This is a genomic window from Mycobacterium sp. 852002-10029_SCH5224772 (genome assembly GCF_001667315.1).
Taxonomy (GTDB): Bacteria; Actinomycetota; Actinomycetes; order Mycobacteriales; family Mycobacteriaceae; genus Mycobacterium.
On record NZ_LZHT01000132.1, the window covers coordinates 53,146 to 77,970 of the forward strand.

The 24,825-nt window shown below is 68.4% G+C and carries 23 protein-coding genes; 17 read left to right on the forward strand and 6 right to left on the reverse strand.

Features of this window, described 5'->3' with window-relative positions; translation table 11 throughout:
• Positions 1–47 precede the first annotated feature (47 nt).
• Entirely contained in the window at positions 48–272 is a 225-nt protein-coding gene (locus tag A5775_RS22750) for a DUF5302 domain-containing protein (protein WP_067257507.1), read from the forward strand.
• Between the two features lie 34 nt (positions 273–306).
• Here the strand turns inward: A5775_RS22750 and A5775_RS22755 are convergent, their stop codons facing one another.
• Complete coding sequence (locus tag A5775_RS22755; RefSeq protein ID WP_067257510.1) at positions 307–840, reverse strand: nuclear transport factor 2 family protein; 534 nt, start codon at positions 838–840, stop codon at positions 307–309.
• Positions 841–951: 111 nt separating this feature from the next.
• Between A5775_RS22755 and A5775_RS22760 the strand changes: the two genes are divergently transcribed.
• Positions 952–1,524 carry an HhH-GPD-type base excision DNA repair protein gene (locus A5775_RS22760; protein ID WP_067257521.1) on the forward strand — a complete coding sequence of 191 codons (573 nt, stop codon included), beginning with the start codon at positions 952–954 and terminating at the stop codon, positions 1,522–1,524.
• Between the two features lie 28 nt (positions 1,525–1,552).
• A complete protein-coding gene (locus A5775_RS22765) occupies positions 1,553–1,699 on the forward strand; it encodes a hypothetical protein (protein WP_007169078.1) in 147 nt (48 codons plus the stop codon).
• A 73-nt stretch (positions 1,700–1,772) separates the two neighbouring features.
• Here A5775_RS22765 and A5775_RS22770 read toward each other — a convergent pair whose 3' ends face one another.
• Both A5775_RS22770 and A5775_RS22775 read right to left on the reverse strand, forming a co-directional pair.
• Positions 1,773–2,840, reverse strand: coding sequence for a hypothetical protein (locus tag A5775_RS22770; RefSeq protein ID WP_067257524.1), 1,068 nt, complete (start codon positions 2,838–2,840; stop codon positions 1,773–1,775).
• Between the two features lie 47 nt (positions 2,841–2,887).
• Entirely contained in the window at positions 2,888–3,676 is a 789-nt protein-coding gene (locus tag A5775_RS22775) for a hypothetical protein (protein ID WP_067257528.1), read from the reverse strand.
• Positions 3,677–3,807: 131 nt separating this feature from the next.
• Here A5775_RS22775 and A5775_RS22780 point away from each other — a divergent pair, with 131 nt between their 5' ends.
• Entirely contained in the window at positions 3,808–5,130 is a 1,323-nt protein-coding gene (locus A5775_RS22780; protein WP_067257532.1) for a mannosyltransferase, read from the forward strand.
• Here A5775_RS22780 and A5775_RS22785 read toward each other — a convergent pair.
• Positions 5,127–5,411, reverse strand: a complete 285-nt coding sequence (locus A5775_RS22785; protein WP_067257535.1) for a 4a-hydroxytetrahydrobiopterin dehydratase — start codon at positions 5,409–5,411, stop codon at positions 5,127–5,129. The two genes, A5775_RS22780 and A5775_RS22785, sit on opposite strands and share 4 nt — an antisense overlap.
• 26 nt (positions 5,412–5,437) lie before the next feature.
• Here A5775_RS22785 and A5775_RS22790 point away from each other — a divergent pair, with 26 nt between their 5' ends.
• From A5775_RS22790 to A5775_RS22820, 7 genes are all read left to right on the forward strand, one after another.
• Entirely contained in the window at positions 5,438–5,830 is a 393-nt protein-coding gene (locus A5775_RS22790) for a (deoxy)nucleoside triphosphate pyrophosphohydrolase (RefSeq protein WP_067257538.1), read from the forward strand.
• Positions 5,831–6,285: 455 nt separating this feature from the next.
• Positions 6,286–9,984 (forward strand): nitrate reductase subunit alpha, encoded by a 3,699-nt coding sequence (locus tag A5775_RS22795; RefSeq protein WP_067257542.1) that lies wholly within the window; start codon positions 6,286–6,288, stop codon positions 9,982–9,984.
• A 34-nt stretch (positions 9,985–10,018) separates the two neighbouring features.
• Entirely contained in the window at positions 10,019–11,638 is a 1,620-nt protein-coding gene (narH, locus tag A5775_RS22800) for a nitrate reductase subunit beta (RefSeq protein WP_067257545.1), read from the forward strand.
• Complete coding sequence (gene narJ, locus A5775_RS22805) at positions 11,635–12,303, forward strand: nitrate reductase molybdenum cofactor assembly chaperone (RefSeq protein ID WP_067257548.1); 669 nt, start codon at positions 11,635–11,637, stop codon at positions 12,301–12,303. The genes narH and narJ overlap by 4 nt, the downstream gene beginning before the upstream one ends.
• Entirely contained in the window at positions 12,296–13,027 is a 732-nt protein-coding gene (gene narI / locus A5775_RS22810; RefSeq protein ID WP_067257552.1) for a respiratory nitrate reductase subunit gamma, read from the forward strand. Before narJ ends, narI begins: the two co-directional genes overlap by 8 nt.
• Before the next feature lie 101 nt (positions 13,028–13,128).
• Entirely contained in the window at positions 13,129–15,018 is a 1,890-nt protein-coding gene (typA, locus tag A5775_RS22815; protein WP_067257555.1) for a translational GTPase TypA, read from the forward strand.
• Between the two features lie 45 nt (positions 15,019–15,063).
• Positions 15,064–16,959: an ABC transporter family substrate-binding protein gene (locus A5775_RS22820; protein WP_197512851.1), complete on the forward strand. Its 1,896-nt coding sequence runs from the start codon at positions 15,064–15,066 to the stop codon at positions 16,957–16,959.
• Positions 16,960–16,963: 4 nt separating this feature from the next.
• Here the strand turns inward: A5775_RS22820 and A5775_RS22825 are convergent, their stop codons facing one another.
• The gene (locus tag A5775_RS22825) at positions 16,964–17,569 is read right to left on the reverse strand and encodes a TetR/AcrR family transcriptional regulator (protein WP_067257561.1); all 606 of its coding nucleotides are present in this window, start codon (positions 17,567–17,569) and stop codon (positions 16,964–16,966) included.
• 94 nt (positions 17,570–17,663) lie between these two features.
• Here A5775_RS22825 and mshB point away from each other — a divergent pair, with 94 nt between their 5' ends.
• The 4 genes from mshB to A5775_RS22845 all read left to right on the forward strand — a co-directional run bounded on the left by mshB (position 17,664) and on the right by A5775_RS22845 (position 22,686).
• The gene (mshB, locus tag A5775_RS22830; protein WP_067257564.1) at positions 17,664–18,569 is read left to right on the forward strand and encodes an N-acetyl-1-D-myo-inositol-2-amino-2-deoxy-alpha-D-glucopyranoside deacetylase; all 906 of its coding nucleotides are present in this window, start codon (positions 17,664–17,666) and stop codon (positions 18,567–18,569) included.
• A gap of 92 nt (positions 18,570–18,661) precedes the next feature.
• Positions 18,662–19,123: a hypothetical protein gene (locus tag A5775_RS22835; protein WP_067257568.1), complete on the forward strand. Its 462-nt coding sequence runs from the start codon at positions 18,662–18,664 to the stop codon at positions 19,121–19,123.
• A 117-nt stretch (positions 19,124–19,240) separates the two neighbouring features.
• Positions 19,241–21,883, forward strand: coding sequence for a bifunctional FO biosynthesis protein CofGH (locus A5775_RS22840; RefSeq protein ID WP_082953139.1), 2,643 nt, complete (start codon positions 19,241–19,243; stop codon positions 21,881–21,883).
• A gap of 38 nt (positions 21,884–21,921) precedes the next feature.
• Entirely contained in the window at positions 21,922–22,686 is a 765-nt protein-coding gene (locus A5775_RS22845; RefSeq protein WP_067257593.1) for a maleylpyruvate isomerase N-terminal domain-containing protein, read from the forward strand.
• A 24-nt stretch (positions 22,687–22,710) separates the two neighbouring features.
• On the opposite strand, the gene A5775_RS22850 is transcribed toward A5775_RS22845, so the two are convergent.
• Complete coding sequence (locus tag A5775_RS22850; RefSeq protein ID WP_067257573.1) at positions 22,711–23,043, reverse strand: hemophore-related protein; 333 nt, start codon at positions 23,041–23,043, stop codon at positions 22,711–22,713.
• Positions 23,044–23,416: 373 nt separating this feature from the next.
• On the opposite strand from A5775_RS22850, the gene fdxA reads away from it, so the two are divergent.
• Together fdxA and dapC are read left to right on the forward strand one after the other, a co-directional pair.
• The gene (fdxA, locus tag A5775_RS22855; RefSeq protein ID WP_067257596.1) at positions 23,417–23,743 is read left to right on the forward strand and encodes a ferredoxin; all 327 of its coding nucleotides are present in this window, start codon (positions 23,417–23,419) and stop codon (positions 23,741–23,743) included.
• Positions 23,744–23,784: 41 nt separating this feature from the next.
• A partial coding sequence (dapC, locus tag A5775_RS22860) for a succinyldiaminopimelate transaminase (RefSeq protein WP_231995255.1) occupies positions 23,785–24,825 on the forward strand: 1,041 nt, incomplete at its 3' end.

Sequence of the window (24,825 nt, forward strand, 5' to 3'; positions counted from 1 at the left end):
CCGCGCCGCCTGCGGCCCGCCCGGCAAACCGGGGCTAAGCTGCCCCTATGGCTGAATCGAATGCCCGGCAGGGTTCAAAGTCGTCCAAGTCTTCGGGGGCTTCTGAATCGCCCGGGTCGGACGAGGACACCAAGCGCAAGTTCCGTGAAGCCCTCGACCGCAAGATGGCGAAATCGTCGGACGGATCCGACCACAAAGACGGCGCCGGCAAGCAGCCCCGGGCGCACGGCGCGGCGGGAAACCGCCGCGAATTCCGCCGCAAGAGCGGCTGAGGATCGAGAGTCGTTAGTAGACGGCCTGATTCGTCTACCCCCGGGGTGGGCAGAATAGGCCGATCGAGGGGTCGTCTTGCCCCGGTTTGCCGCGCAGGCTTCCCCGGGTGCTGGGGTGTCCGAAGTTCACTTGGGACGGGTCGTTTTGGTATGCCCAATCCGCCACGATGGTGCGCCGGCTGAACTTCCAGCGGCCGTCGTGCTTGGCATACTCGTCCAGATATCGGCCGCCGATGATGACGTCCACGTCATGCTCGGGACCGGCGAAGGTGTGAAACACCAGGCAGTAGATCTCACCGCGGGCCGCGTCGCCCTCGACCACAAAGTTCGTCGTGGTGATGTTGTGTTGGGAGACACGCACATACGGTTCCGCGGCCTGCAATTGTGCGATGAACTCCTCGACGCCCCCCGTCGAGAACGAGCCGTGCGAGTCGGTCGCGTCGGGGTGATACAGGCTGCGGAGGCCTTCGTAATCAGCGCGGTCGACCGCCCGGAAATAGGAAGTGACGAGCGCGTGCAGTTCGTCGCGGGCCAGCATCAGCGCCAATCGGGCCTCATCCACCACCACGCCACGATAACTCGATGGTCATGGCGCTGACCGCAGACGCGTTTCCGGTGGTTCGTGTCAAACCGCTGGGGCGCGGTCGTAGGGTGTTGTGCGGAAGGAAGGTCTTTGACGGTGAAACTTTGGCTGGCTCAAGATCCTGAGGCCGACGCGCTGCTCGACGAGAATCCGTTGGCCCTGCTCATCGGGATGGTTCTCGATCAACAGGTACCGTTCGAGACCGCCTTCGCGGGCCCGAAGAAGATCGCGGACCGGATGGGCAGCTTCGGTGCTCACGAAATTGCCGAGTACGACCCCGACAAGTTCGCCGCGCTGTGCTCGCAAAGGCCTGCGATACACCGGTTTCCGGGATCGATGGCCAAACGTATCCAGACCCTGGCCCAAATCATCGTGGACCGTTACGACGGCGATGCCGCCGGCTTGTGGAGCGCGGGTGACCCCGACGGCGAGGAACTGCTGCGGCGCATCAAGGGGCTCCCTGGTTTCGGCGAGGTCAAGGCCCGGATCTTTCTGGCGCTGCTGGGCAAGCAGTACGGCGTCACGCCAAAGGGCTGGCGCGCGGCGGCCGGGGAGTTCGGCAAGGCCGGCACGCACATCTCCGTCGCCGACATCGTCGACGCCCAATCGATGAGCGAAGTGCGCTCCTACAAAAAGCAAATGAAAGCCGCAGCCAAGGCGGCAAAGTAGTAGGTCACCGGAAGGGAAGGGCGGCAACGTGAAAACACACCTGACGTGTCCGTGCGGCGAAGCCATTGTCGGCAAGGACGAGGACGAGCTGGTCGAATTGACCCAAGCCCACCTCGCCAGCGTTCATCCTGGCCTCGAGTACGACCGCGACGCGATCCTGTTCATGGCCTACTAGCAGCGAACGCGCGTGACCCCGGGAGCGGGAACACGCGCGTTCGCAGGCGGCGAGACGGTGCGACGCCGTTCTGTTACGGCACCACCGTCGAGCCGATCGTGGGCATGAACTGGCACTGCTTTTCCTTGGTCGTGACCTGCCCGAAGATCGTCGACATGATGCTGCCCGAGCCCGTGTCGGCGATCGCGCTCAGCGTCGTCGGCCCCTCGGGGTTGATGTCCGAACGCGGCTTGAGGGCGACCGTCCCGGACTTGCCCGTGGTCAGGTTCACCCAGGTGACGTTCAACGGCAGCTTCTGCACCTCGGCGGGTCCGGGCGTGCCGACCGCGGTGAACACGTAGGCGGTCTGACCGGGCCCCGGGCCGGGAAGCGGGATGTTGGCCGGCCCCGCGACCGACAGCGCGGTGGCGATGGCGCTGCTGCCATCCGCCAGGCAATTGGTGCCGATCGAGGGATACAGGAAGTCCTGCGTGGGAGGCGCGTCAGCGCCGAAGCCCGGAGCGGCCGCCGTGGGGGCGGCATCCGGCGCAGGTGCAGGTGCCGGGGCCGCCGCAGCGGCAGCCTCTGGTGCGGGTGCTGCCGGTGCCGGCGGTGCCGGAACCGGTGCCGCGACGGGCACATTGGCGGGCTGGGCGGGCACCGGTGCCGGAGCGGCCGCGGGCGCCGGCCCGGCCGCGTGCACCCGATCGACACCGGCCGGCAGGTGCGCCTCGGGTGCCGCTTCGGGCGCGGGACCGGCCGCGTGCACCGGGTCGATTCCGGCCGGCAGGTGGGCCTGCAACCCGGGCTCTACGCCCGCCGCGGGAACATGCTGGACCGGCGCGGTGGGCTCCTGGACGAACTGATTCACCGCCGCCGCCACGTTTTTGGACTCGCTGGGCGCGGTCGGGCTGTGGGCGAAGGCTTGCGCGGCGGCCATGAGCAGCTGTGTCGCTTGCTGCGGGTCACCGGCCGCTTGCTGGATGAGCGGGCTGAGCTGCGACAAGGCAGGCAGACCCGGCAGCTGTTGGGCCGCGTTGGATTGTGGTGTCGGCTGCGGCGCCGGCGGGTCGGCTGCCGCGCTCGGGCAAAGCCCGAGCGCGGCAACCGATGCCGTGACGACAGCGGCCAAACCGTTGGACAGATTCCAAGTGGTTGCCACGGTGTCCTCTGGTTCTCAGTGGTGGTTTAGGCCGATTACGACGTTGCTCAAGGCAACGCTGCGAGCAGCGGCGCTGCCGGCCCGGCCGGGCTGGCGGCCGGAGCGGGTGCGGCCGGAGCGGCCGGGGCCACCGGAGCTGCCGGAGCCGCCGGGGTCTGCCCCGACGCCAGCGCAGGCAGATCCTGCGGAAGCCGCACCTGCGAGGGCACGCTGACCGGGAGGCCCGACGGCATCGCCGGCATGTTGACCTGCGCCTGCGGGATTTGCGGAGCGGGCGGTGTGGCCGGTGCGCTCGGCGCCGACAGCCCCGGGATCGCGGGCAGGCCCGGGATCGACGAGGTGGCCGGGGAGGCCGGGCTCGCGGCCGCCGGCTGGGCGCCGCTCAGGCCCTGGATCATCCCGGGAATGCCGGTCGCGGCTTGGGTTGACGCCGGCGCGGCGGGGGTCGCGGACTGCGTCAGCCCCGGAATCGACGGCATTGCCGCCGGGGACGACGCCGGGGCGGCGGGTGTGGCCGGCGTGAGGCCGGGGATCGACGGGATGCCCGGGATCGACGAGGCCGCCGATGCCGGCGTCGCCGCCGCCGGAACACCCGGGAAGCTGATGCCCGGAGTGGCCGGTGCCGCGGGTGGCGTGGCGCCGAGTGCGGTCGCGAGGTTCTGCAGGATTTGCGGCGCGTTGGCCGCCGAACTGATCAGCTGTTGCGGAATGTTCGGCACGGCCGGAGCCGGCACGGGGTCGGCGTGGGCTGACCCCACGAGACCGCCCACTATTAGTGCTGCGGACGAACCGACCACGACGGCGGCTGCACGCATGTAAGTCCAGATGGTTGGCATGACTCTCCCTGATTGATTGATTACAGGTCTCGAGGCCGAAGTTACTTTGATGCAGATGGGACTCAAGTGACACGTGTGGCATTTATTCGATCGTTACGGATACGAGTGAGAGCGGTGACCGAATCCGCGAAATGCGCGCCCTGAATAGACGTCAGGGGACCGACGCGGCCGTGCCGCATGCACCGATCGCTAAAGTCGGGCGGATAGACACCCTCTCGGCCGCCCCGGCGGCGCCCCGAATCCAGCGATTGGCGAGCCGCCTTTCCGGGGCCGCGCCGATCCTGCTCATCGCGAGCGTCGCCGCACGGCTGGCGTGGACATACTTAGCCCCCCACGGCGCGAACTTCGTCGATCTGCACGTCTATCTCGGCGGAGCCGCCGCGCTCGGCCGTCCCGGCACGCTGTACAGCTACGTCTACGCCGACCAGACACCGGACTTCCCGCTGCCGTTCACCTACCCGCCGTTCGCGGCCGTCGTCTTCTATCCGCTGCACCTGCTGCCGTTCGGTCTCGTCGCCTTTCTGTGGCAGGTCGCGACCATGGCCGCCCTCTACGGCGCGATCCGGATCAGCCAGCGCCTGACGGGTGTGCCGGCCGGCGCCCACGGCCGCCGGCTCGCGATGGCGTGGACGGCGATCACCATCTGGATCGAGCCGCTGCGCAGCACATTCGACTATGGCCAGGTCAATGTGCTGTTGATGACCGCGGTGCTGTGGGCGGTCTACACCACGCGATGGTGGCTGTCGGGGCTGCTGGTCGGCGTGGCCGCCGGGATCAAGCTGACGCCCGCCATCTCCGGGGTCTATCTGGCCGGCGCGCGGCGGTGGGCCGCAGCGGTGTTCTCGGCGGTCGTTTTCGTTGCCACGATTGGGATTTCGGTCGTGGTCGTCGGCGATCAGACCCGCTACTACTTCACCGACCTGCTCGGCGACGCCCACCGAGTGGGTCCCATCGCCACGTCGTTCAATCAGTCCTGGCGCGGCGGCATCTCGCGGATCCTGGGCCACGACGTCGGATTCGGTCCGCTGCTGGTGGCCGCCATCGCCGTCACCGCGGTGCTGGCCGTACTGGCCTGGCGCGCGCTGGACTCGTCCGATCAGTTGGGCCGCCTGATCGTGGTCGAGCTGTTCGGACTGCTGCTCTCACCGATTTCGTGGACCCATCACTGGGTGTGGCTGGTGCCGCTGATCATCTGGGCGATCCATGGCGCGGGCCGCGCGCTGCGCGGAGCGCGGATCGTGGGCTGGGGGTGGTTGGTGCTCACCGTGATCGGCGTGCCGTGGTTGCTGAGCTTCGCGCAACCGACTATCTGGCAGATCAGCCGGCCGTGGTATCTGGCCTGGGCCGCGCTGATCTACACCGTGGCGGCGGTGGCGACGTTGATCTGGATCGCGGCCACCGGCAGCCGCGGCCGGGGCGCCATGGCCGGCGAACGGGCCGAGGCCGCGAGCTAGTTGTCGACGATCCCGTTGATATCGCGGGCCATGTCGACATCGTTTTCGGTGATGCCGCCCTCAGAGTGGGTGACGAGAGCGAAAGTCACTGTCCGCCAACGAATATCGATGTCCGGGTGGTGGTCCTTGCTTTCCGCGTGCTCGGCCACCCGGCGCACCGCATCGATGCCGGCCAAAAAGCTTCCAAATTTGATCGATCGGCGCAGGGCGCCGTCGGCACGCTCCCATCCGTCCAGACCGGGCAGTGCGGCGTCTACTTGCTCATCCGTTAACACAGCCATGACCCGACGGTATACCGTCACTGGCCATGCCGACCCAGATCGTCGTCGCGGGTGCCCTGATCTGCGACGCGCGCCTCTTGGTGGCCCAGCGCGTCCGACCGCCGGAGCTGGCCGGGCGCTGGGAGCTACCCGGTGGCAAGGTCACGCCCGGCGAGACCGAGCGCGACGCGCTGGCCCGCGAGCTGGCCGAGGAGCTGGGTTTGGCGGCGGGCGACGTCGTGGTCGGCGACCGGCTCGGCGCGGACATCGTGGTGGACGGCGCAATCACGCTGCGGGCCTACCGGGTGCGTTTGCTCAGCGGCGAGCCGGACGCGCGCGATCACCGGGCACTGCGCTGGGTTACGGCCGCTGAGCTGCACGATCTCGACTGGGTACCGGCCGATCGAGGCTGGCTGGGGGATCTGGCCGGCGCGCTGTGAACGGCCGTCATAACAAGTCCACAGACTTCCGGCAGCTTATGCACAGCCGCGTTGCAGCTCGCCACAGTGAACTGAATAGAACAATATGACTTGTAGTAACGCCACACGAATCTGCCCTGGATGTGCGTGCCGATAGCGAGCCAGATGGTTGTTCAGTCCCTGCCGTCGCGGCTTCGGTGCCCGACCGGGACGTCCCGCGTGCGCGAAAACCGATGCTGATGACCCTGTTTTTCGTGGATTGGCCGCGCGCGGCGGAGGTGATTGCCCCATCCGCATCGACCTATGCTGGTGCTGTATCGCCGCCCAGCCCGCGGGCCCGAAATGCCGATGGTTGAGCCGATCCGAGCCGGTGTGGACGCGCGGATCACGGAGCTGATCGCCGAACACAACGCAACTGGGGTCACACGTACGGCCGGGCGACGAGGCGCGGCGCCACCGATGAGGAGGAGTACTTCTTGACTGCCACACCGCACATTGGTGGAGTGCTCGAGGAGCTCTTGGAGCGCAGCGGGCGGTTCTTCACGCCGGGCGAGATCTCGGCCGACCTGCGCACCGTGACGCGCCAGGGCGGCCGCGAAGCCGACGTGTTCTACCGCGACCGGTGGAGCCACGACAAGGTGGTTCGCTCCACGCACGGCGTGAACTGCACCGGATCATGCTCGTGGAAGATCTACGTCAAAGACGGGATCATCACCTGGGAGACCCAGCAGACCGACTACCCGTCGGTGGGCCCGGACCGGCCCGAATACGAGCCGCGCGGTTGCCCCCGCGGCGCCTCCTTCTCCTGGTACAGCTACTCGCCCACCCGGGTGCGCTACCCCTACGCCCGCGGCGTGCTGATCGAGATGTACCGCGAAGCCAAGGCGCGGCTCGGTGATCCGGTGCTCGCGTGGGCCGACATCCAGGCCGATCCCGAGCGGCGTCGGCGCTATCAGCAGGGCCGCGGCAAGGGGGGACTGGTCCGGGTCACCTGGGCCGAGGCCACCGAGCTGATCGCCGCCGCCCACGTGCACACCATCAAGTCCTACGGGCCGGATCGGGTCGCCGGGTTTTCCCCGATCCCGGCGATGTCGATGGTGTCCTACGCCGCCGGCTCCCGGTTTTTCGAGCTGATCGGCGCCCCGATGACGTCGTTCTACGACTGGTACGCCGACCTCCCGGTGGCCTCACCGCAGGTCTTCGGCGATCAGACCGACGTCCCCGAATCCGGGGACTGGTGGGACGCAGCGTATTTGATGATGTGGGGCTCCAACGTCCCGATCACCCGCACCCCCGACGCGCACTGGATGGCCGAGGCGCGTTACCGCGGCACCAAGGTGGTCACCGTCAGCCCGGACTACGCCGATAACACCAAGTTCGCCGATGAGTGGATGCCGTGCGCGGCCGGCACCGACGGGGCGCTCGCCATGGCGATGGGCCACGTCATTCTCTCGGAATGCTATGTGAAAAAGCAGGTTCCGTTCTTCGCCGACTATTCGCGCCGCTACACCGATCTGCCGTTCCTGATCAAGCTCGAAGAACGCGGCGACATGCTGGTGCCGGGAAAGAACCTGACGGCGGCGGACCTGGGCGAGGCGGTCGAGAACGCGGCACTCAAGCCCGCGGTCTTGGACGAAACCACCAATTCTGTTGTGGTGCCGCACGGGTCGCTGGGCTTCCGCTACGGCGAATCCGGCGTCGGAAAGTGGAACCTGGACCTCGGTGACCTGGTGCCGGCGCTCAGCGTGCGAGACGCGCACGGCCCCAACGGGGATAGCAGCACCGCGCTCGTGCACCTGCCAAGCTTCGACACCGTCGACGGCGAGGGCACGACCGTCGCGCGCGGTGTCCCGGTGCGCCGCATCGGCAAGCACGTGGTGTGCACCGTCTTCGACCTGATGCTCGCGCAGTATGGGGTGGCGCGGGCGGGGTTGCCCGGCGAATGGCCCACCGGCTACGACGACGCGACCCAGCAGAACACCCCCGCGTGGCAGGAAGCGATCACCGGTGTGTCGGCCGCCCAAGCCATCCGGGTGGCACGGGAATTCGCGCGCAGCGCCGAGGAATCCGGCGGCCGCTCCATGATCATCATGGGCGGCGGCATCTGCCACTGGTTCCACGCCGACGCGATCTACCGCGCGGTGCTGGCGCTGCTGATGCTGACCGGGTCGATGGGCCGCAACGGCGGCGGCTGGGCCCACTACGTCGGCCAGGAAAAAGTGCGCCCGCTCACCGGTTTTCAGACGATGTCGATGGCCACGGACTGGGTACGACCACCGCGGCAGGTGCCCGGCGCCTCGTACTGGTACGCCCACACCGACCAATGGCGGTACGACGGCTACGGGGCGGACAAGCTGGCCAGCCCGGTCGGCCGGGGCCGCTTTGCGGGCAAGCACACCATGGACCTGCTGGCGTCGGCGGTGGCCATGGGGTGGAGCCCGTACTACCCGCAGTTCGACCGGTCGAGTCTGGACGTCGCCGACGAGGCGCGCGCGGCCGGGCGCGACGTTGCCGACTACGTCGCCGAGCAGCTCGGCCAGCGCAAACTCAAACTCGCCGTGACCGATCCCGACAACCCCGTCAACTGGCCCCGGGTGCTTACCGTCTGGCGCGCCAACCTGATCGGTTCGTCGGGCAAGGGGGGCGAATACTTCCTGCGCCATCTGCTGGGAACCGACTCCAACGCGTCGGCGCTGCCGCCCGAGGACGGGGTCCGGCCCATCGATGTCACGTGTGCCGGGGACATCCCCGAGGGCAAGCTCGACCTGATGATGTCGATCGACTTCCGGATGACCTCGACCACGCTGGTCTCCGATATCGTGCTGCCGGCGGCGACCTGGTACGAAAAGGCCGACATCTCCAGCACGGACATGCACCCCTACGTGCACGCGTTCAGCGCCGCGACCGACCCGCCCTGGGAAACACGTTCGGACTTCGACGCTTTCGGCGCCATCGCCCGCGCCTTCAGCGCCATGGCCAAGGAGCATCTGGGCACCCGCACCGACGTCGTGCTCAGCGCGCTGCAGCACGACACACCGGACGCGATGGCCTATCCCGATGGCACCGAACAGGATTGGTTGCGCACCGGTGCGACGCCGGTGCCGGGCCGCACCATGGGCAAGCTCACCGTGGTGGACCGTGACTACACCGCCATCTACGACAAGTGGTTGACGCTGGGTCCGCTGGTCGGCAAGTTCGGGCTGACCACCAAGGGCGTCACCGTGCATCCCCTCCGGGAGGTCGAGGAGCTCGCCGCCAAATTCGGGGTGCTGAAATCCGGTGTGGCGGCGGGCCGCCCGGCCATTACCACCGCCGCGCGGATGGCCGACGTGCTGCTGCTGCTGTCGGGGACGACGAACGGCCGGCTGGCGGTGGAGGGCTTCCACGAACTGGAAAAGCGCACCGGTCAGCGGCTGGTGCATCTTGCCGAGGGCAGCGAGGACAAACGCATCAGCTACGCCGACACCCAGGCGCGGCCCGTCCCCGTGGTCACCAGCCCCGAATGGTCGGGCAGCGAGACCGGCGGTCGCCGTTACGCACCGTTCACCATCAACATCGAGAACCTCAAGCCGTTCCACACCCTGACCGGACGGATGCACTTCTATCTGGCCCACGACTGGGTCGAGGAACTCGGCGAGCACCTGCCGGTTTTCCGGCCGCCGCTGGACATGGCCCGCCTGTTCGGCGCACCCACCCTCGGCCCGACCGAGGACGGAATCGGGCTCACCGTGCGATACCTGACGCCGCACTCGAAGTGGTCGTTCCATTCCACCTACCAGGACAACCTGTACATGCTGTCATTGTCCCGTGGCGGCCCGACGATGTGGATGAGCCCGGGCGACGCGGCGAAAATCCAAGTGCGAGACAACGAATGGGTCGAGGCCGTCAACGTCAACGGCATCTACGTGTGCCGGGCGATCGTGTCGCACCGGATGCCCGACGGCGTGGTCTACGTCTACCACGTCCAGGAGCGCACCGTGGACACCCCGCGCACCGAAGCCAACAACAAGCGTGGCGGCAACCACAACGCGCTCACCCGGGTGCGGATCAAGCCCAGCCATCTGGCCGGCGGCTATGGTCAGCACGCGTTCGCGTTCAACTACCTGGGGCCGACCGGCAACCAGCGCGACGAGGTGACCGTCGTGCGTCGCCGTAGCCAGGAGGTGCGGTACTGATGAGCGCCGACGCCGTGCGCGAAGGGAGTCCGCGATGAAGGTCATGGCGCAGTTGGGGATGGTGATGAACCTCGACAAGTGCATCGGGTGTCACACCTGCTCGGTGACCTGCAAGCAGGCGTGGACTAACCGACCCGGCACCGAATACGTGTGGTTCAACAATGTCGAAACCCGCCCCGGCCAAGGCTATCCGCGCACCTACGAGGACCAGGAGAAATGGCGGGGCGGCTGGATTCGTGACAAGATGGGCAGGCTGCGGTTGCGCGACGGCGGCCGTTTCCAGAAGCTGCTGCGGATCTTCGCGAACCCGAAGTTGCCGGTCATCGACGACTACTACGAGCCGTGGACCTACGACTACGAAAACCTGACCACCGCACCCGCGGGCGACACCTTCCCGACGGCCGCGCCCCGAAGCGCGATCAGCGGTGAGCCGATGAAGATTTCGTGGGGACCGAACTGGGACGACAACCTGGCCGGCTCGTCGGAGATCCTGGCCGAAGACCCGATCCTGAAGAAGATCAGCGAGGAGATCAAACTCTCGCTCGAAGAGACCTTCATGTTCTACCTGCCCCGGATCTGCGAGCACTGCCTCAACCCCTCCTGCGTGGCGTCGTGCCCGTCGGGTGCGATGTACAAGCGCAGCGAGGACGGCATCGTGCTGGTGGACCAGGACCGCTGCCGCGGCTGGCGGATGTGCGTGTCCGGATGTCCTTACAAGAAGGTCTATTTCAACCACAAGACGGGCAAAGCCGAGAAGTGCACGCTGTGCTATCCGCGAATGGAGGTCGGGCTGCCGACCATCTGCTCGGAGACCTGCGTGGGCCGGCTGCGTTACCTCGGGGTGGTTCTCTACGACGCCGATCGGGTCCTGGAAGCGGCGTCGGTGGAAAAAGACACCGATCTCTATCAGGCGCAGTGCGAGATCCTGCTCGACCCCGACGACCCCGACGTCATCGCCGGTGCGCGGGCCGAGGGCATCCCCGACGAGTGGATCGAGGCCGCGCAGCGTTCCCCGATCTACGCGCTGATCCACACCTACAAGGTGGCGCTGCCGCTGCACCCGGAATACCGCACCATGCCGATGGTTTGGTACATCCCGCCGCTGTCCCCGGTGGTCGACGCGGTCAGCCGCGACGGTCACGACGGCGAGGACATCGGCAACCTGTTCGGCGCGCTGGACGCGCTGCGCATCCCGATGCAATACCTGGCCGAACTGTTCACCGCCGGCGACACCGCCGTGGTCGAAGGGGTGCTGCGGCGGCTGGCGGCGATGCGCTCCTACATGCGAGACATCAATCTCGGCCGCGACACCCAGCCGCAGATCCCGCATTCCGTCGGCATGACCGAAGAACAGATCTACGAGATGTACCGGCTGCTCGCCATTGCGAAATACGAAGACCGCTACGTGATTCCGACCGCTTTCGCTCCGCAGGCCCGCAATCTCGAGGAGATGGGCTGTTCGTTGACGGGCGACGGCGGCCCGGGCATGTACGAATCGGAGCCGACCCCGGTGTCCGTGGAAACCTTCCACGCGCTCAAGCGTGGCGGCTCTGAAGAAGATGAACCCGGCAACGCGCGGGCGCGGGTGAACCTGCTCAACTGGGACGGTGGCCAGGTGCCCTCCGGAATGTTCCCCCAGGAGCAGAAGCGATGAGACTGCTGTCCGCGCTCCGGGAGCGATCCACCAACCGGGCGATGCAGGATCGCCTGGTGTGGCAGGCGGCGTCGCTGCTGCTGGCCTACCCGGACGACGGGTTCGCGCAGCGCCTGGACGCCGTCGACGAAATCCTCGACCACATCAGCGGTCCCGCGGCGACGCTTCTCCGGCAGACGGTCACGGCGCTGCGTGCCCGTGAGCCGATGGCCGCCGCGATGGATTATGTCGCGACGTTCGATCTGCGCCGGCGCGCCACGATGTACCTGACGTACTGGACCGCGGGGGACACCCGCAACCGCGGCCGGGAGATGCTGGCGTTCGCCACCGCCTACCGGGAGGCGGGCGCGCAGCCGCCGAGCGGTGAGGCGCCCGATCATTTGACCGTGGTGCTCGAATTCGCCGCCACTGTCGATCCCGAGGCCGGCCGCCGACTGCTGACCCAGCACCGCGTGCCGATCGATGTGCTGCGCGGCGCCCTGGCCGACGCCGAGTCACCGTACGAGCCGGTCGTGGCGGCGGTCTGTGAGACCCTTCCGGTCGCCACCGATCAGGAGGTGCGCCGCGCCGAGCGGCTGGCGCAGGCCGGGCCGCCCGCGGAAGCCGTTGGGCTGCAACCGTTTACCTTGACCGTGCCACCCCGTAAAGGAACGCCAGGTGTTTAGCAACGTCCTGTTCTGGGATATCGCCCCGTACGTCACGCTGTCGGTTCTGATCGTGGGGACCTGGTGGCGCTACCGCTACGACAAGTTCGGCTGGACCTCACGGTCCTCGCAGATCTACGAGTCACGGGTGCTGAGCATCGCCAGCCCGATGTTCCATTTCGGCATCCTGGCGGTTTTCGCCGGACACGTGGTGGGGCTGTTCATTCCGCCGAAGGTGACGCAGATGCTGAAGATGAGCGACCACGTCTACCACATGCAGGCGGTCATCGCCGGGTCGGTGGCCGGCGTCGCGACGCTCGTCGGAATCGGGCTGCTCGTCTACCGGCGGTTCACCCGTCCCGCCGTGTCCATGGCGACCACCCGCAGCGACAAGGTGATGTATGTGGTGCTGGTGCTGGCGATCGTGGTGGGCCTGTACTGCGACCTGATCGGCACCGGCCCGCACGGCGGCGAGTTTCACTACCGCTACACGGTCGGATTGTGGTTCCGCCGGATCTGGATATTTCAGCCGCACGGCGAGGTGATGATCAACGCCCCGCTGGACTATCAGCTGCACGCCCTGATCGGCATGGTGCTGTTCACGTTGTGGCCGTTCACCCGGCTGGTGCACGCGTTCAGCGCTCCCGTCGTCTACCTGTTCCGGCCGTACATCGTCTACCGCAGCCGCGAGGTGGCGGCCAAGGGTCAATTGGTCGGCACGGCGCCGCGCCGCCGCGGCTGGTAGGCGGCACCGCGCCGCCACCGCACACTCGACGCCGCCGCCGGTCACCTGGCGGTTCGCTAGCCAGTTCGCTTTGGAAGGCCCCCGCTGCCACAATCACCGACGTGCCATTCCGCAACGTCGCCATCGTCGCCCACGTCGACCACGGCAAGACAACCCTGGTCGACGCGATGCTGCGGCAGTCCGGCGCGCTGCACCACCGGGGTGACGACACCCAGGAACGCATCATGGACAGCGGTGACCTCGAGAAGGAAAAGGGCATCACCATCCTGGCCAAGAACACCGCGGTGCACCGCCATAACCCGGATGGCACCGTCACGGTGATCAACGTGATCGACACCCCCGGCCACGCCGATTTCGGCGGGGAGGTCGAGCGCGGGCTGTCCATGGTGGACGGGGTGCTGCTGCTGGTCGACGCGTCCGAGGGCCCGTTGCCGCAGACCCGGTTCGTGCTGCGCAAAGCGTTGACCGCCCACCTTCCGGTGATCCTGGTCGTCAACAAGACAGACCGGCCCGACGCGCGCATCGCCGAGGTCGTCGAGGCCAGCCACGACCTGTTGCTCGACGTCGCGTCGGACCTGGACGACGAGGCGGCCGCGGCGGCCGAGCACGCGCTGGGCCTGCCGACGCTGTATGCGTCCGGGCGCGCGGGCATCGCGAGCACCGAGCAGCCGGCCGACGGCCAGGTGCCCGCGGGTGACAACCTGGACCCGCTGTTCGACGTGTTGATGGAGCACATCCCGGCGCCGTCGGGCGACCCGGAGGCGCCGGTGCAGGCGCTGGTGACCAACCTCGACGCGTCGGCGTTCCTCGGCCGGCTCGCCCTGATCCGCATCTACAACGGCAAGCTGCGCAAGGGCCAGCAGGTCGCCTGGATGCGTGAGGTCGACGGGCTGCCCGTCATCACCAGCGTCAAGATCACCGAACTGCTGGCGACCGAGGGCGTCGAGCGCAGCGCCACCGATGAGGCGATCGCGGGCGACATCGTCGCGGTCGCGGGCATTCCCGAGATCATGATCGGCGACACCCTGGCCGATCCCGACCACGCCCACGCGCTGCCGCGCATCACCGTCGACGAGCCGGCGATCTCGGTGACGATCGGCACCAACACCTCGCCGTTGGCGGGCAAGGTCTCCGGTCACAAGCTGACCGCACGCATGGTCCGCGGCCGGCTCGACGCCGAGCTGGTCGGCAACGTGTCGATCCGGGTCGTCGACATCAACCGGCCCGACGCCTGGGAGGTGCAGGGCCGCGGCGAGCTCGCCCTGGCCGTGCTGGTCGAACAGATGCGCCGGGAGGGCTTCGAGCTCACCGTCGGCAAGCCGCAGGTGGTGACCCGCACGATCGACGGCAAGCTGCACGAGCCGTTCGAAGCGATGACCATCGACTGTCCCGACGAGTTCGTCGGTGCCATCACCCAGCTGATGGCTGCCCGCAAGGGCCGCATGGAAGAGATGGCCAACCACGCGGCGGGCTGGGTCCGGATGGACTTCATCGTGCCCAGCCGCGGCCTGATCGGCTTCCGCACCGACTTCCTCACGCTCACTCGCGGCACCGGCATCGCCAACGCCGTGTTCGACGGCTACCGCCCGTGGGCGGGGGAGATCCGGGCCCGCCACACCGGGTCGCTGGTGTCCGACCGCGCGGGCACCATCACGCCGTTCGCGATGATCCAGCTCGCCGACCGGGGTCAGTTCTTCGTTGAGCCCGGTCAGGACACCTACGAGGGCATGGTCGTCGGAATCAACCCGCGCGCAGAGGATCTCGACATCAACGTGACCCGTGAGAAGAAGCTGACCAACATGCGCTCCTCGACGGCCGATGTCTTCGAGACGCTGGCCAAGCCGCTCGAGCTCGATCTGGAGCAGGCGATGGAATTCTGCGCGCAAGACGAATGCGTCGAGGTGACTCCGGAGATCGTGCGGGTGCGCAAGGTCGAGCTGGACGCCACCTCGCGGGCGCGCAGCCGGTCGCGCGCCAAGGCCCGGGGCTAACCCCTGGTGGTCGGACGGGCTGCCGCGCAGCTGCTCGCTACCCTGATCAGCGTGCCGAGACGCGTCCGCCGCCTGTTCATGGTGCTCGGCGGCCTGGTCTCATTGGTCGGGCTGGTGCTCTCGGCGTGTACGGTCAATCCGCCGCCGGCGCCGCAGAGCACCGACACGCCGCACAACTCGGTTCCGCCGCCGCCCCGGGTCAGCGAGATCATCATGGGCATCGACTCGATCGGGGCGGGCTTCAATCCGCACCTGTTGTCCGACCTGTCCCCGGTGAACGCGGCGATCAGCGCGTTGGTCTTGCCGAGCGCCTTTCGGCCGGTGCCGGACACCGCTATGGCGACGGGCTCACGCTGGGAGATGGACCCGACCCTGTTGGTGTCCGCCGACGTGACGAACCAGAACCCGTTCACGGTGACCTACAAGATCCGGCCGGAGGCGCAGTGGACCGACAACGCCCCGATTGCCGCCGACGACTTCTGGTACCTGTGGCGCCAGATGGTCTCTCAGCCCGGAGTCGTCGACCCGGCCGGGTATGACCTCATCACCGGTGTGCAGTCGCTGGAGGGCGGCAAGCAGGCGGTGGTCACCTTCGCGCAGCCGTATCCGGCGTGGAAAGAGTTGTTCAGCAACATTCTTCCGGCGCACATCGTCAAGGACGTGCCCGGCGGTTTCGCGGCCGGGCTGGCCCGGGCGCTTCCGGTCACGGGCGGGCAGTTCCGGGTGGAAAGCATCGACCCCCAGCGCGACGAAATCCTGGTCGCCCGCAACGACCGTTATTGGGGGCCGCCCGCGAAACCCGCGCTCATCCTGTTCCGCCGCGCCGGGGCGCCCGCCGCGCTGGCCGATTCCGTGCGTAACGGCGACACCCAGGTGGCGCAGGTCCACGGCGGCTCGGCGGCCTTCGCGCAGCTGTCCGCCATCCCCGACGTCCGGACCGCGCGGATCGTGACACCGCGGGTCATGCAGCTCACGCTGCGCGCCACCGAACCCAAACTGTCCGACACGCAAGTGCGTAAGGCCGTCTTGGGGTTGCTCGACGTCGACCTGCGCGCCGCCGTCGGCGCGGGCAGCGACAACACGGTCACCCTGGATCAGGCGCAGATCCGTGCGCCGAGCGACCCGGGCTACGAGCCGACCGCGCCGCCGGCGATGACGACCGCGGCCGCGCTGACATTGCTTCAGGGGGCCGGCTACCGGGTCGAACCCAACTCGTCCGCGTCGCCCGAGCCGACCCCGGCCAACACCGGGCCGCCGGAAGTCATCCGGGGGCGGATCAGCAAGGACGGTCAGCAGCTGTCGCTGGCCATCGGGGTGGCGGCCAACGACCCGACCGCGGTGGCCGTGGCCAACACCGCCGCCGACCAGTTGCGCAACGTCGGCATCGCCGCGACCGTGCTGGCGCTGGACCCGGTCACCCTCTACCGCGACGCGTTGAACGACAGCCGGGTGGACGCGATCGTCGGCTGGCATCAAGCCGGCGGAAACCTGGCGACCCGGCTCGCCTCCCGCTACGGCTGTCCCGCGCTGCAATCGACCCAGGTACCGGCCGCCGGCGAGACGACGCCGGCCTCCTCTACTCCCGCCGCACCCGCGCCGTCCACCGGGCCGGGCACCACGTCCCCGACGCCGACGTCGGCGCCGCCGCCCAGCCGCCCCGCGGATCCCAACGCGCTGGTGCAGGCGCCGTCGAACCTCACCGGCATCTGCGATCGCAGCATCCAGTCGAACATCGACGCCGCCCTCGACGGGACCAAGAGCATCAACGACGTCATCACCGCGGTCGAACCGCGGCTGTGGAACATGTCCACGGTGTTGCCGATCCTGCAGGACACCACGATCGTCGCGGCCGGCCCGAGCGTGCAGAACGTCAGCCTGTCGGGCGCGGTTCCGGTCGGCATCGTCGGTGACGCCGGCCAATGGATCAAAGCCGGGCCGTAACGCGTCAGTCGGCGGGCGTCCGCGGCGGAATCACGGTGTCGACGATCAGCGCCAGCTCCCGCCGGTTCGGCGGCGACCCGTTCAACAGGAAGTGCTGGTTGATCAACGCCGCCCCGATGCGCGCGGTGAGTGGCGTGATCGCCTTTGGATCAAGGTCACCGTCGTCCACGGCGGCTTGCAGGATCGATTCGACGATTTGCAGGCGCGGGCGCACGACGGCGTCGGCGAAGATGGTCCGCATTTCGGGTTCGTGCAACAGCTGATGGATGACGTCCAAACTGGGAAAGGCGGTCTTTCCGGCCAGCAGGTCACGCTGTGCGGTGAACATCGCCAGCAAGTTCTCCCGGGCCGAACGTCCGGAACGCAACTCGGGCAGCGGCGGAAGGGCGAAAACCAAAGCGGCGTGCACCAGCTCGCACTTGGTGTCCCAGCGCCGGTACAGCGCGGCCTTGCCGGTGTGGGCGCGCGCCGCGATCCCCTCCATGGTCAGGCTCCCGTACCCGACTTCGGTCAGTTCGGCCAAGGTGGCCTCGTAGAGTGCGCGTTCGAGGACCTCACCTCGCCGGCGGCTTCGGCCGCCGGTGTGGTCGGTGTCCGTGAGCTGAGACATTTCTCAATAGTAGCCGTGTGCGTTCCTATCTGCTGCGTTGCGGTGCGGGTGCGGGCGGCAACCTTTCCACGGCCGGTGCCGGTAGGGTGCGGTCATGCCTGAGACGCCGCGGCTGCTGTTCGTCCACGCGCATCCCGACGACGAAAGCCTCGGCACCGGCGCCACCATCGCCCACTACGCCGCCCGCGGGGCGGACGTCCGCGTCGTCACCTGCACGCTCGGCGAGGAAGGCGAGGTGATCGGCGATCGGTGGGCCGAGCTCGCCGTCGATCGCGCCGACCAACTCGGCGGCTACCGGATCGGCGAATTGACCGCCGCGCTGCATGCGCTGGGCGTCGGCGGGCCCAGCTATCTCGGCGGCGCGGGCCGGTGGCGCGATTCGGGCATGCGCGGCACCCCCCAGCGGCGCCGGCAACGATTCGTCGATGCCGACGAGCGCGAGACCGTCGGCGCGCTGGTGGCCCTCATCCGCGAGCAGCGCCCCCACGTCGTCGTCACCTACGACCCGGCCGGCGGCTATGGCCATCCCGATCACGTGCACGCGCACACGGTGACGGCGGCCGCCGTGGCGGGGGCGGCCGGCGCTTCCGAGTTTCCCGGCGCGCCTTGGGCCGTGCCGAAGTTCTACTGGTCGGTCTTCTCCACCCAGGCATTCGAGGCCGGTCTGGCCGCGCTGACGGCCGAGGATCTGCGGCCGGAATGGTCGCGCCCGTCGCAAGCGGAGTTCACGTTCGGGTACGACGACGGCGATATCGACGCCGTCGTCGAGGCCGGCGCGGATGCCCTGGACGCCAAGCGGTCGGCGCTGGCCGCGCACGCCACCCAGGTGGTGGTCGGGCCGACCGGGCGTGCCTGCGCCCTGTCCAACAACGTGGCCCTGCCGCTGGTGGGGGACGAGCACTACGTCCTGGCCGCCGGCGACGCGGGGGAGCGCGACGGGCGTGGCTGGGAGACGGATTTGCTCGCAGGCCTTGGTCTGACCGCGGCCCGCACGCGGTAGGCTGCCAAACAGGCAGCCACGGAAGGAATTCGCATGGACCCCGACCTGGACCCTAATCAGCAGCACTGGCAGGACCGGCTCGACAGCCTGCAGTGGGTTATCGGCTCGATACTCTCCAACGTCGACAGCGTTCCGACCTGACCGACACCCAGCCACGCGTTGCGTCCGTTGAAGACAGCGGCGCAACAGACCCCGCGATTCGTTTCGTAGTCCTGGCCCTGCTGGCGGTCGACGGGGTTCTGTCCGCACTCGCCGGGGCCCTGCTGCTGCCTTTCTATATCGGGACGGTTCCGTTTCCCCTCAGCGGATTGATTTCCGGGCTGGTCAACGCGGCGCTGGTGTGGGCCGCGGGGCGATGGACCCGGTCCCCCCGGTTGGCCGCGCTGCCGCTGTGGACGTGGTTGCTGACGGTGGCCGTGATCAGCCTGGGGGGTCCGGGCGACGACGTCATCCTGGGCGGTCGGGGCCTGATGGCCTACGCGGCCCTGCTGTTGCTGGCGCTCGGCGTCGTGCCACCGGCCTGGGTGCTGTGGCGGCGCGGCCACAGCGGTTGATGTACGCCTGCGGCGAGTGGACATTTCGGCCGGGACGTCGCCCGCCTGCGCCCACGGGTGTGGCGCTACTGTTGACTGTTGCCCATACGGGACCCGCCATGGGTGCCACGATTTCACATGTTGGGACGCACGGATGAAATTCGATCGTGGGGAAGTTACACCAAGGTGCTGTTGACTCCGGGCGAGGAGCCTACCGCTTTGCCTGATCCACAGATTCCGGCGAAGGCCAGTGTGTCGAAGGCCGACGCGTCGGCGTTGCGACGGGTATTGCGGCGGGCCCGAGATGGCGTTGCGTTGAACATCGACGAGGCGGCGGTCGCGATGACCGCGCGCGGTGCGGATCTGGCGGACCTGTGCGCCAGCGCGGCGCGGGTGCGCGACGCGGGCCTGGAGTCCGCCGGACGACGCGGCCCCGGCGGGCGGCTGCCGATCACCTACTCCCGCAAGGTCTTTATCCCGGTCACCCATTTGTGCCGGGACAACTGTCATTACTGCACCTTTGTCACCGTCCCGGGCAAGCTGCGTGCCGAGGGCGCGGGCATGTACCTCGAGCCCGACGAGATACTCGACATCGCCCGCCGTGGCGGCGAACTCGGTTGCAAGGAAGCACTGTTCACCCTCGGGGATCGGCCCGAGGATCGCTGGCCGGAGGCGCGTGAGTGGCTCGGTCAGCGAGGCTACGACTCGACGCTGTCGTACGTGCGGGCGATGGCGATCCGGGTGCTCGAGGAAACCGGGTTGTTGCCGCACTTGAACCCCGGTGTGATGAGTTGGTCGGAAATGGCGCGGCTCAAGCCGGTGGCGCCGTCGATGGGCATGATGCTCGAGACCACCTCGCGGCGGTTGTTCGAAACGAAAGGGCTTGCGCATTACGGCAGCCCGGACAAAGATCCGGCGGTCCGGTTGCGCACGTTGACCGACGCGGGCCGGTTGTCGATTCCGTTCACCACCGGTCTGCTGGTCGGCATCGGTGAGACACTCGTCGAACGCGCCGACACCTTGCACGCGATTCGCAAGTCGCACAAGGAGTTCGGCCATGTGCAAGAAGTGATTGTGCAGAATTTCCGGGCCAAGGAGCACACCGCCATGGCCGCGGTTCCCGACGCCGGCATCGAGGATTACCTGGCGACGGTGGCGGTGGCGCGGCTGGTGCTCGGTCCCGGGATGCGTATCCAGGCGCCGCCGAACCTCGTCTCGCGCGAGGAGTGCCTGGCGTTGGTCGGCGCCGGGATCGACGACTGGGGCGGCGTATCGCCGCTGACTCCCGACCACGTCAACCCGGAGCGGCCGTGGCCGGCCTTGGACGAACTGGCCGCCGTCACCGCCGAAGCCGGCTACGAGCTGGTCCAGCGGCTGACCGCGCAGCCCAAATACGTGCAGGGGGGCGCGGCCTGGATCGACCCGCGGGTGCAGGGACACGTGAAGGCGCTGGCCGACCCGGCGACCGGTCTGGCCCGCGATGTCAACCCGGTGGGGTTGCCGTGGCAGGAGCCCGACGACGTCGGTTCGGTGGGCCGCGTCGATCTCAACGCGGCGATCGACAGCGAGGGCCGCAACACCGAAACGCGCAGCGATATCGACAGTGCCTTCGGCGACTGGGAATCGATCCGCGCGCATGTCCACGAGCTGGCCGCGCAGGGCGCCAAAGCGCCAGAGCGCCTAGACACCGATGTGCTCGCCGCGCTGCGCTCAGCCGAACGCGATCCCGCGGGCTGCACCGACGGCGAATACCTGGCACTGGCCACCGCCGAGGGACCGGCGCTGGAAGCGGTTGCCGCACTGGCGGATTCGTTGCGCCGCGACACGGTCGGTGACGACGTGACGTTCGTGGTCAACCGCAACATCAACTTCACGAATATCTGTTACACGGGGTGCCGGTTCTGCGCGTTCGCCCAGCGCAAGGGTGACGCCGACGCGTATTCGTTGTCGACCGACGAGGTCGCCGACCGCGCCTGGGAGGCGCACGTCGAAGGTGCCACCGAGGTGTGCATGCAGGGCGGCATCGACCCCGAACTGCCGGTCACCGGCTACGCCGATCTGGTCCGCGCGGTCAAGGCGCGGGTGCCGTCGATGCACGTGCACGCGTTTTCGCCGATGGAGATCGCCAACGGTGTGACCAAGAGCGGCTTGAGCGTTCGCGAGTGGCTCACCGGCCTGCGCGAAGCGGGCCTGGACACCATCCCCGGCACCGCCGCCGAAATCCTGGACGACGAAGTGCGCTGGGTGCTGACCAAGGGCAAGCTGCCGACCTCGATGTGGATCGAGATCGTCACCACCGCACACGAGGTGGGGCTGCGGTCGTCGTCGACCATGATGTACGGCCACGTCGACAGCCCGCGGCATTGGGTCGGCCACCTCAACGTGCTGCGCGACATCCAGGACCGCACCGGCGGTTTCACCGAGTTCGTGCCGCTGCCGTTCGTGCACCAGAGTTCGCCGCTGTATCTGGCCGGCGCGGCCCGGCCCGGGCCCACCCACCGGGACAACCGAGCCGTACACGCGTTGGCGCGAATCATGTTGCACGGCCGCATTTCCCAGATCCAGACCAGCTGGGTCAAGCTCGGTGTCGAGCGCACGCAGGTGATGCTGGGCGGCGGCGCCAACGACCTGGGCGGCACGCTGATGGAGGAGACCATCTCCCGGATGGCCGGTTCGGAATACGGGTCGGCCAAGACGGTGGCCGAACTGACCGCGATCGCCGAAGGCATCGGGCGACCCGCACGCCAGCGCACCACCGACTACACGACGCTGGCGGCGTAGCCGCTTGCCTGTCCGGCGCGGTGGGTATACGCGAGGCCGTGACGCGACGAGTTGACGACGACCGGTTCCCCGAGTGGCGGCCGTTCGTGGACGCCGCGCAACGGCGCGGCCCGGACGCGGGAACGTGGTGTGAGGCTTGGACGGTGCGCGATATCGTCGTCCATCAGGCCGGAAATGCCGAAGAACTCGCCCGGGTGCTCGGCGGTCACCTGGCCGGCGAACCCGTCGCCACCCGCGGCTTCGCCGAGCGCGAGGATCCGCTGCGCGCCTTGAACGACGCCGACCTGTGGGACGCGCTGTGCGACAGGATGGGCGCCCTCGGCGAAGTCGCGGCGGCGGCCGACGGACTGCCCGCGGACACCGATGTCGCCTGGACCGGGCGCACCATGAAGGCACCCTGGTTCGCCGAGCACATGCGCGAAGAACTCGTCCTGCACGGGTGGGACATCACTGGAGACGAGCCGGCTGCCCGGGCCGCCCTGGCCGAACCGTGGATGACGACGCACAGCGTGCTCGCGGTCGGCCGGCCGCTGTTGGCCAAAGGCGCCAAGCAGCTGGCGCCTGGCGAGCGAATCGACGCCCGGCTACGCGCCGAGGGCACCGACGACATTGTTTTGGCCGTTGATTCGGACCAGATCACCATCGGGTTCGCCGAACCGGCAGGCCCGGCCACGCTGGACACCGACCCCGCCGCGCGGGTGCTGTTGCTGTGGGGGCGCAGACCCGCCGACCCATCACGCATTCGCAGCCGCGTCGGACCGGAGGCCCTGGGGCGCGTGCGCCGCCTGCTCGGCGGCTACTGAGCGGCTTCGTGTGAAGCGATCGGCTCAGTAGTTGTTACAGGTGACCGCGACCTCGTTGATGGTGGCGTAGTACTTCTGCGCCGCCGGCATCCCCTGGATCTGCTGGGCCATCTGCTGGCGCTTGGGCGGGGGCGCGGCCAGGAAGTTGCGGATGTAGGACTGCGCCACCGGCGATGAGTTCAACTGCTGGGCAGCTGCCGGGTCGGTCGCGTTGAGGGCGGCGATCACCTGTCCGTAGTTGCAGGTCGTGTTGATGATCGCGTCCGTCGGGTCGGCGGATGCGATCCCGGCCGCGGCGGTCAACGCCACTGCCGCGCTGCCGACCGCAACGCCCAATTTGCTCAACGACACCCTCATGTGTGGACACCTTCCCCAGTTAATGCACCGCTCTTACGCGAAAACGTCTGCCCAGCGGTTGCCGTCCGACTGTTCGAGATTACCAGGCCCCGGCAGCGTGCTTGCAACGCAACGGATGTCGGAGGCCGCAGGTGGGCCGCGACTCCGCGCAGGTCAGCGCCTTGTTCGTAGTGTTCGCGCTCGGCGAAACGGGGGCCGCTCGCGGGGTCCGAGACTGGCAGTCTTAAATCGGTATTCGGACAGGCGCGCCAAATGGTTGACCTGTATCTGCGACGTCTAGTATCAGTAACCGAGAGCTCCATCGGAAGCGGCCGGACGCGCCGGTGCGAGCTGAACAGCAGCCCACATTGAGTAGTACATGGAGGAGACGTCTGTGACGTACACGATCGCCGAGCCCTGTGTCGACATCAAGGACAAGGCCTGTATCGAGGAATGCCCGGTCGACTGCATCTATGAGGGTGCCCGGATGCTCTACATCCACCCCGACGAATGCGTCGACTGCGGTGCGTGCGAGCCCGTCTGCCCGGTCGAGGCGATCTATTACGAAGACGACGTGCCGGACCAATGGAGCCAGTACACGCAGATCAACGCCGACTTCTTCGTGGAGCTCGGATCGCCCGGCGGCGCGGCCAAGGTCGGCATGACCGAGAACGACCCGCAGGTGGTCAAGGATCTGCCGCCGCAGGGTGAAGGCGACTGAGCGGCCCGGTGCCATACCAGCTCAAGAAGCGCCGGCCGGCCGTGTCGGCGACCCTGCCGGAGTTTCCCTGGGACACGCTGGCCGACGCGAAGGCGCAGGCCGGCGCCCATCCGGACGGGATCGTCGACCTCTCCGTCGGCACCCCGGTGGACGCGGTGGCGCCGGTGATCCAGGAGGCGCTGGTCGCGGCCGGTTCGGCGGCCGGGTATCCGGCCACCGCGGGCACCGCGCGGCTGCGCGAGTCGGCGGTCGTCGCCCTGGCCCGCCGGTTCGGCGTCACCGGGCTCACCGAGGCGGAGGTGCTCCCGGTGATCGGCAGCAAGGAGCTCATCGCCTGGCTGCCGACGCTGCTGGGTCTGGGCTCCGCGGACATGATCGTGGTGCCCGAGCTGGCGTACCCGACCTATGACGTCGGGGCGCGGCTGGCCGGCGCGCGGGTGCTGCGGGCGGATTCGCTGACGCAGCTGGGCCCGCAGTCGCCGGCGCTGTATTACCTCAACTCACCGAGCAATCCGACCGGGCGCGTGCTGGGCGTCGACCACCTGCGCAAAGTGGTCGGATGGGCCCGCGACCGGGGTTGTCTGGTGGCCTCCGACGAGTGCTACCTCGGGTTGGGCTGGGACGCCGAGCCCCTGTCGATCCTGCATCCCTCGGTCTGCGACGGCGACCACAGCGGGCTGCTCGCCATCCATTCCCTGTCGAAAAGCTCGTCGCTGGCCGGGTATCGGGCCGGCTTCGTCGCCGGCGACTCCGATCTCATCGCCGAGCTGCTGGCCGTGCGCAAGCACGCCGGGATGATGGTGCCGACGCCGGTGCAGGCGGCCATGGTGGCCGCCCTGGATGACGACGCCCACGAGCTGGCGCAACGGCAGCGCTACGAGCGGCGCCGGGCCGCCCTGATGCCCGCGCTGCGCCAGCCACGCGACGGTGTCGTGGCACGGCTCGCCGCGGGTGACCCAGAGATAGAGGCCGGCTTCGGAATAGTCGACCGCAAAGCCGGCCGAACGCAGCGCGGGCATCAGGGCGGCCCGGCGCCGCTCGTAGCGCTGCCGTTGCGCCAGCTCGTGGGCGTCGTCATCCAC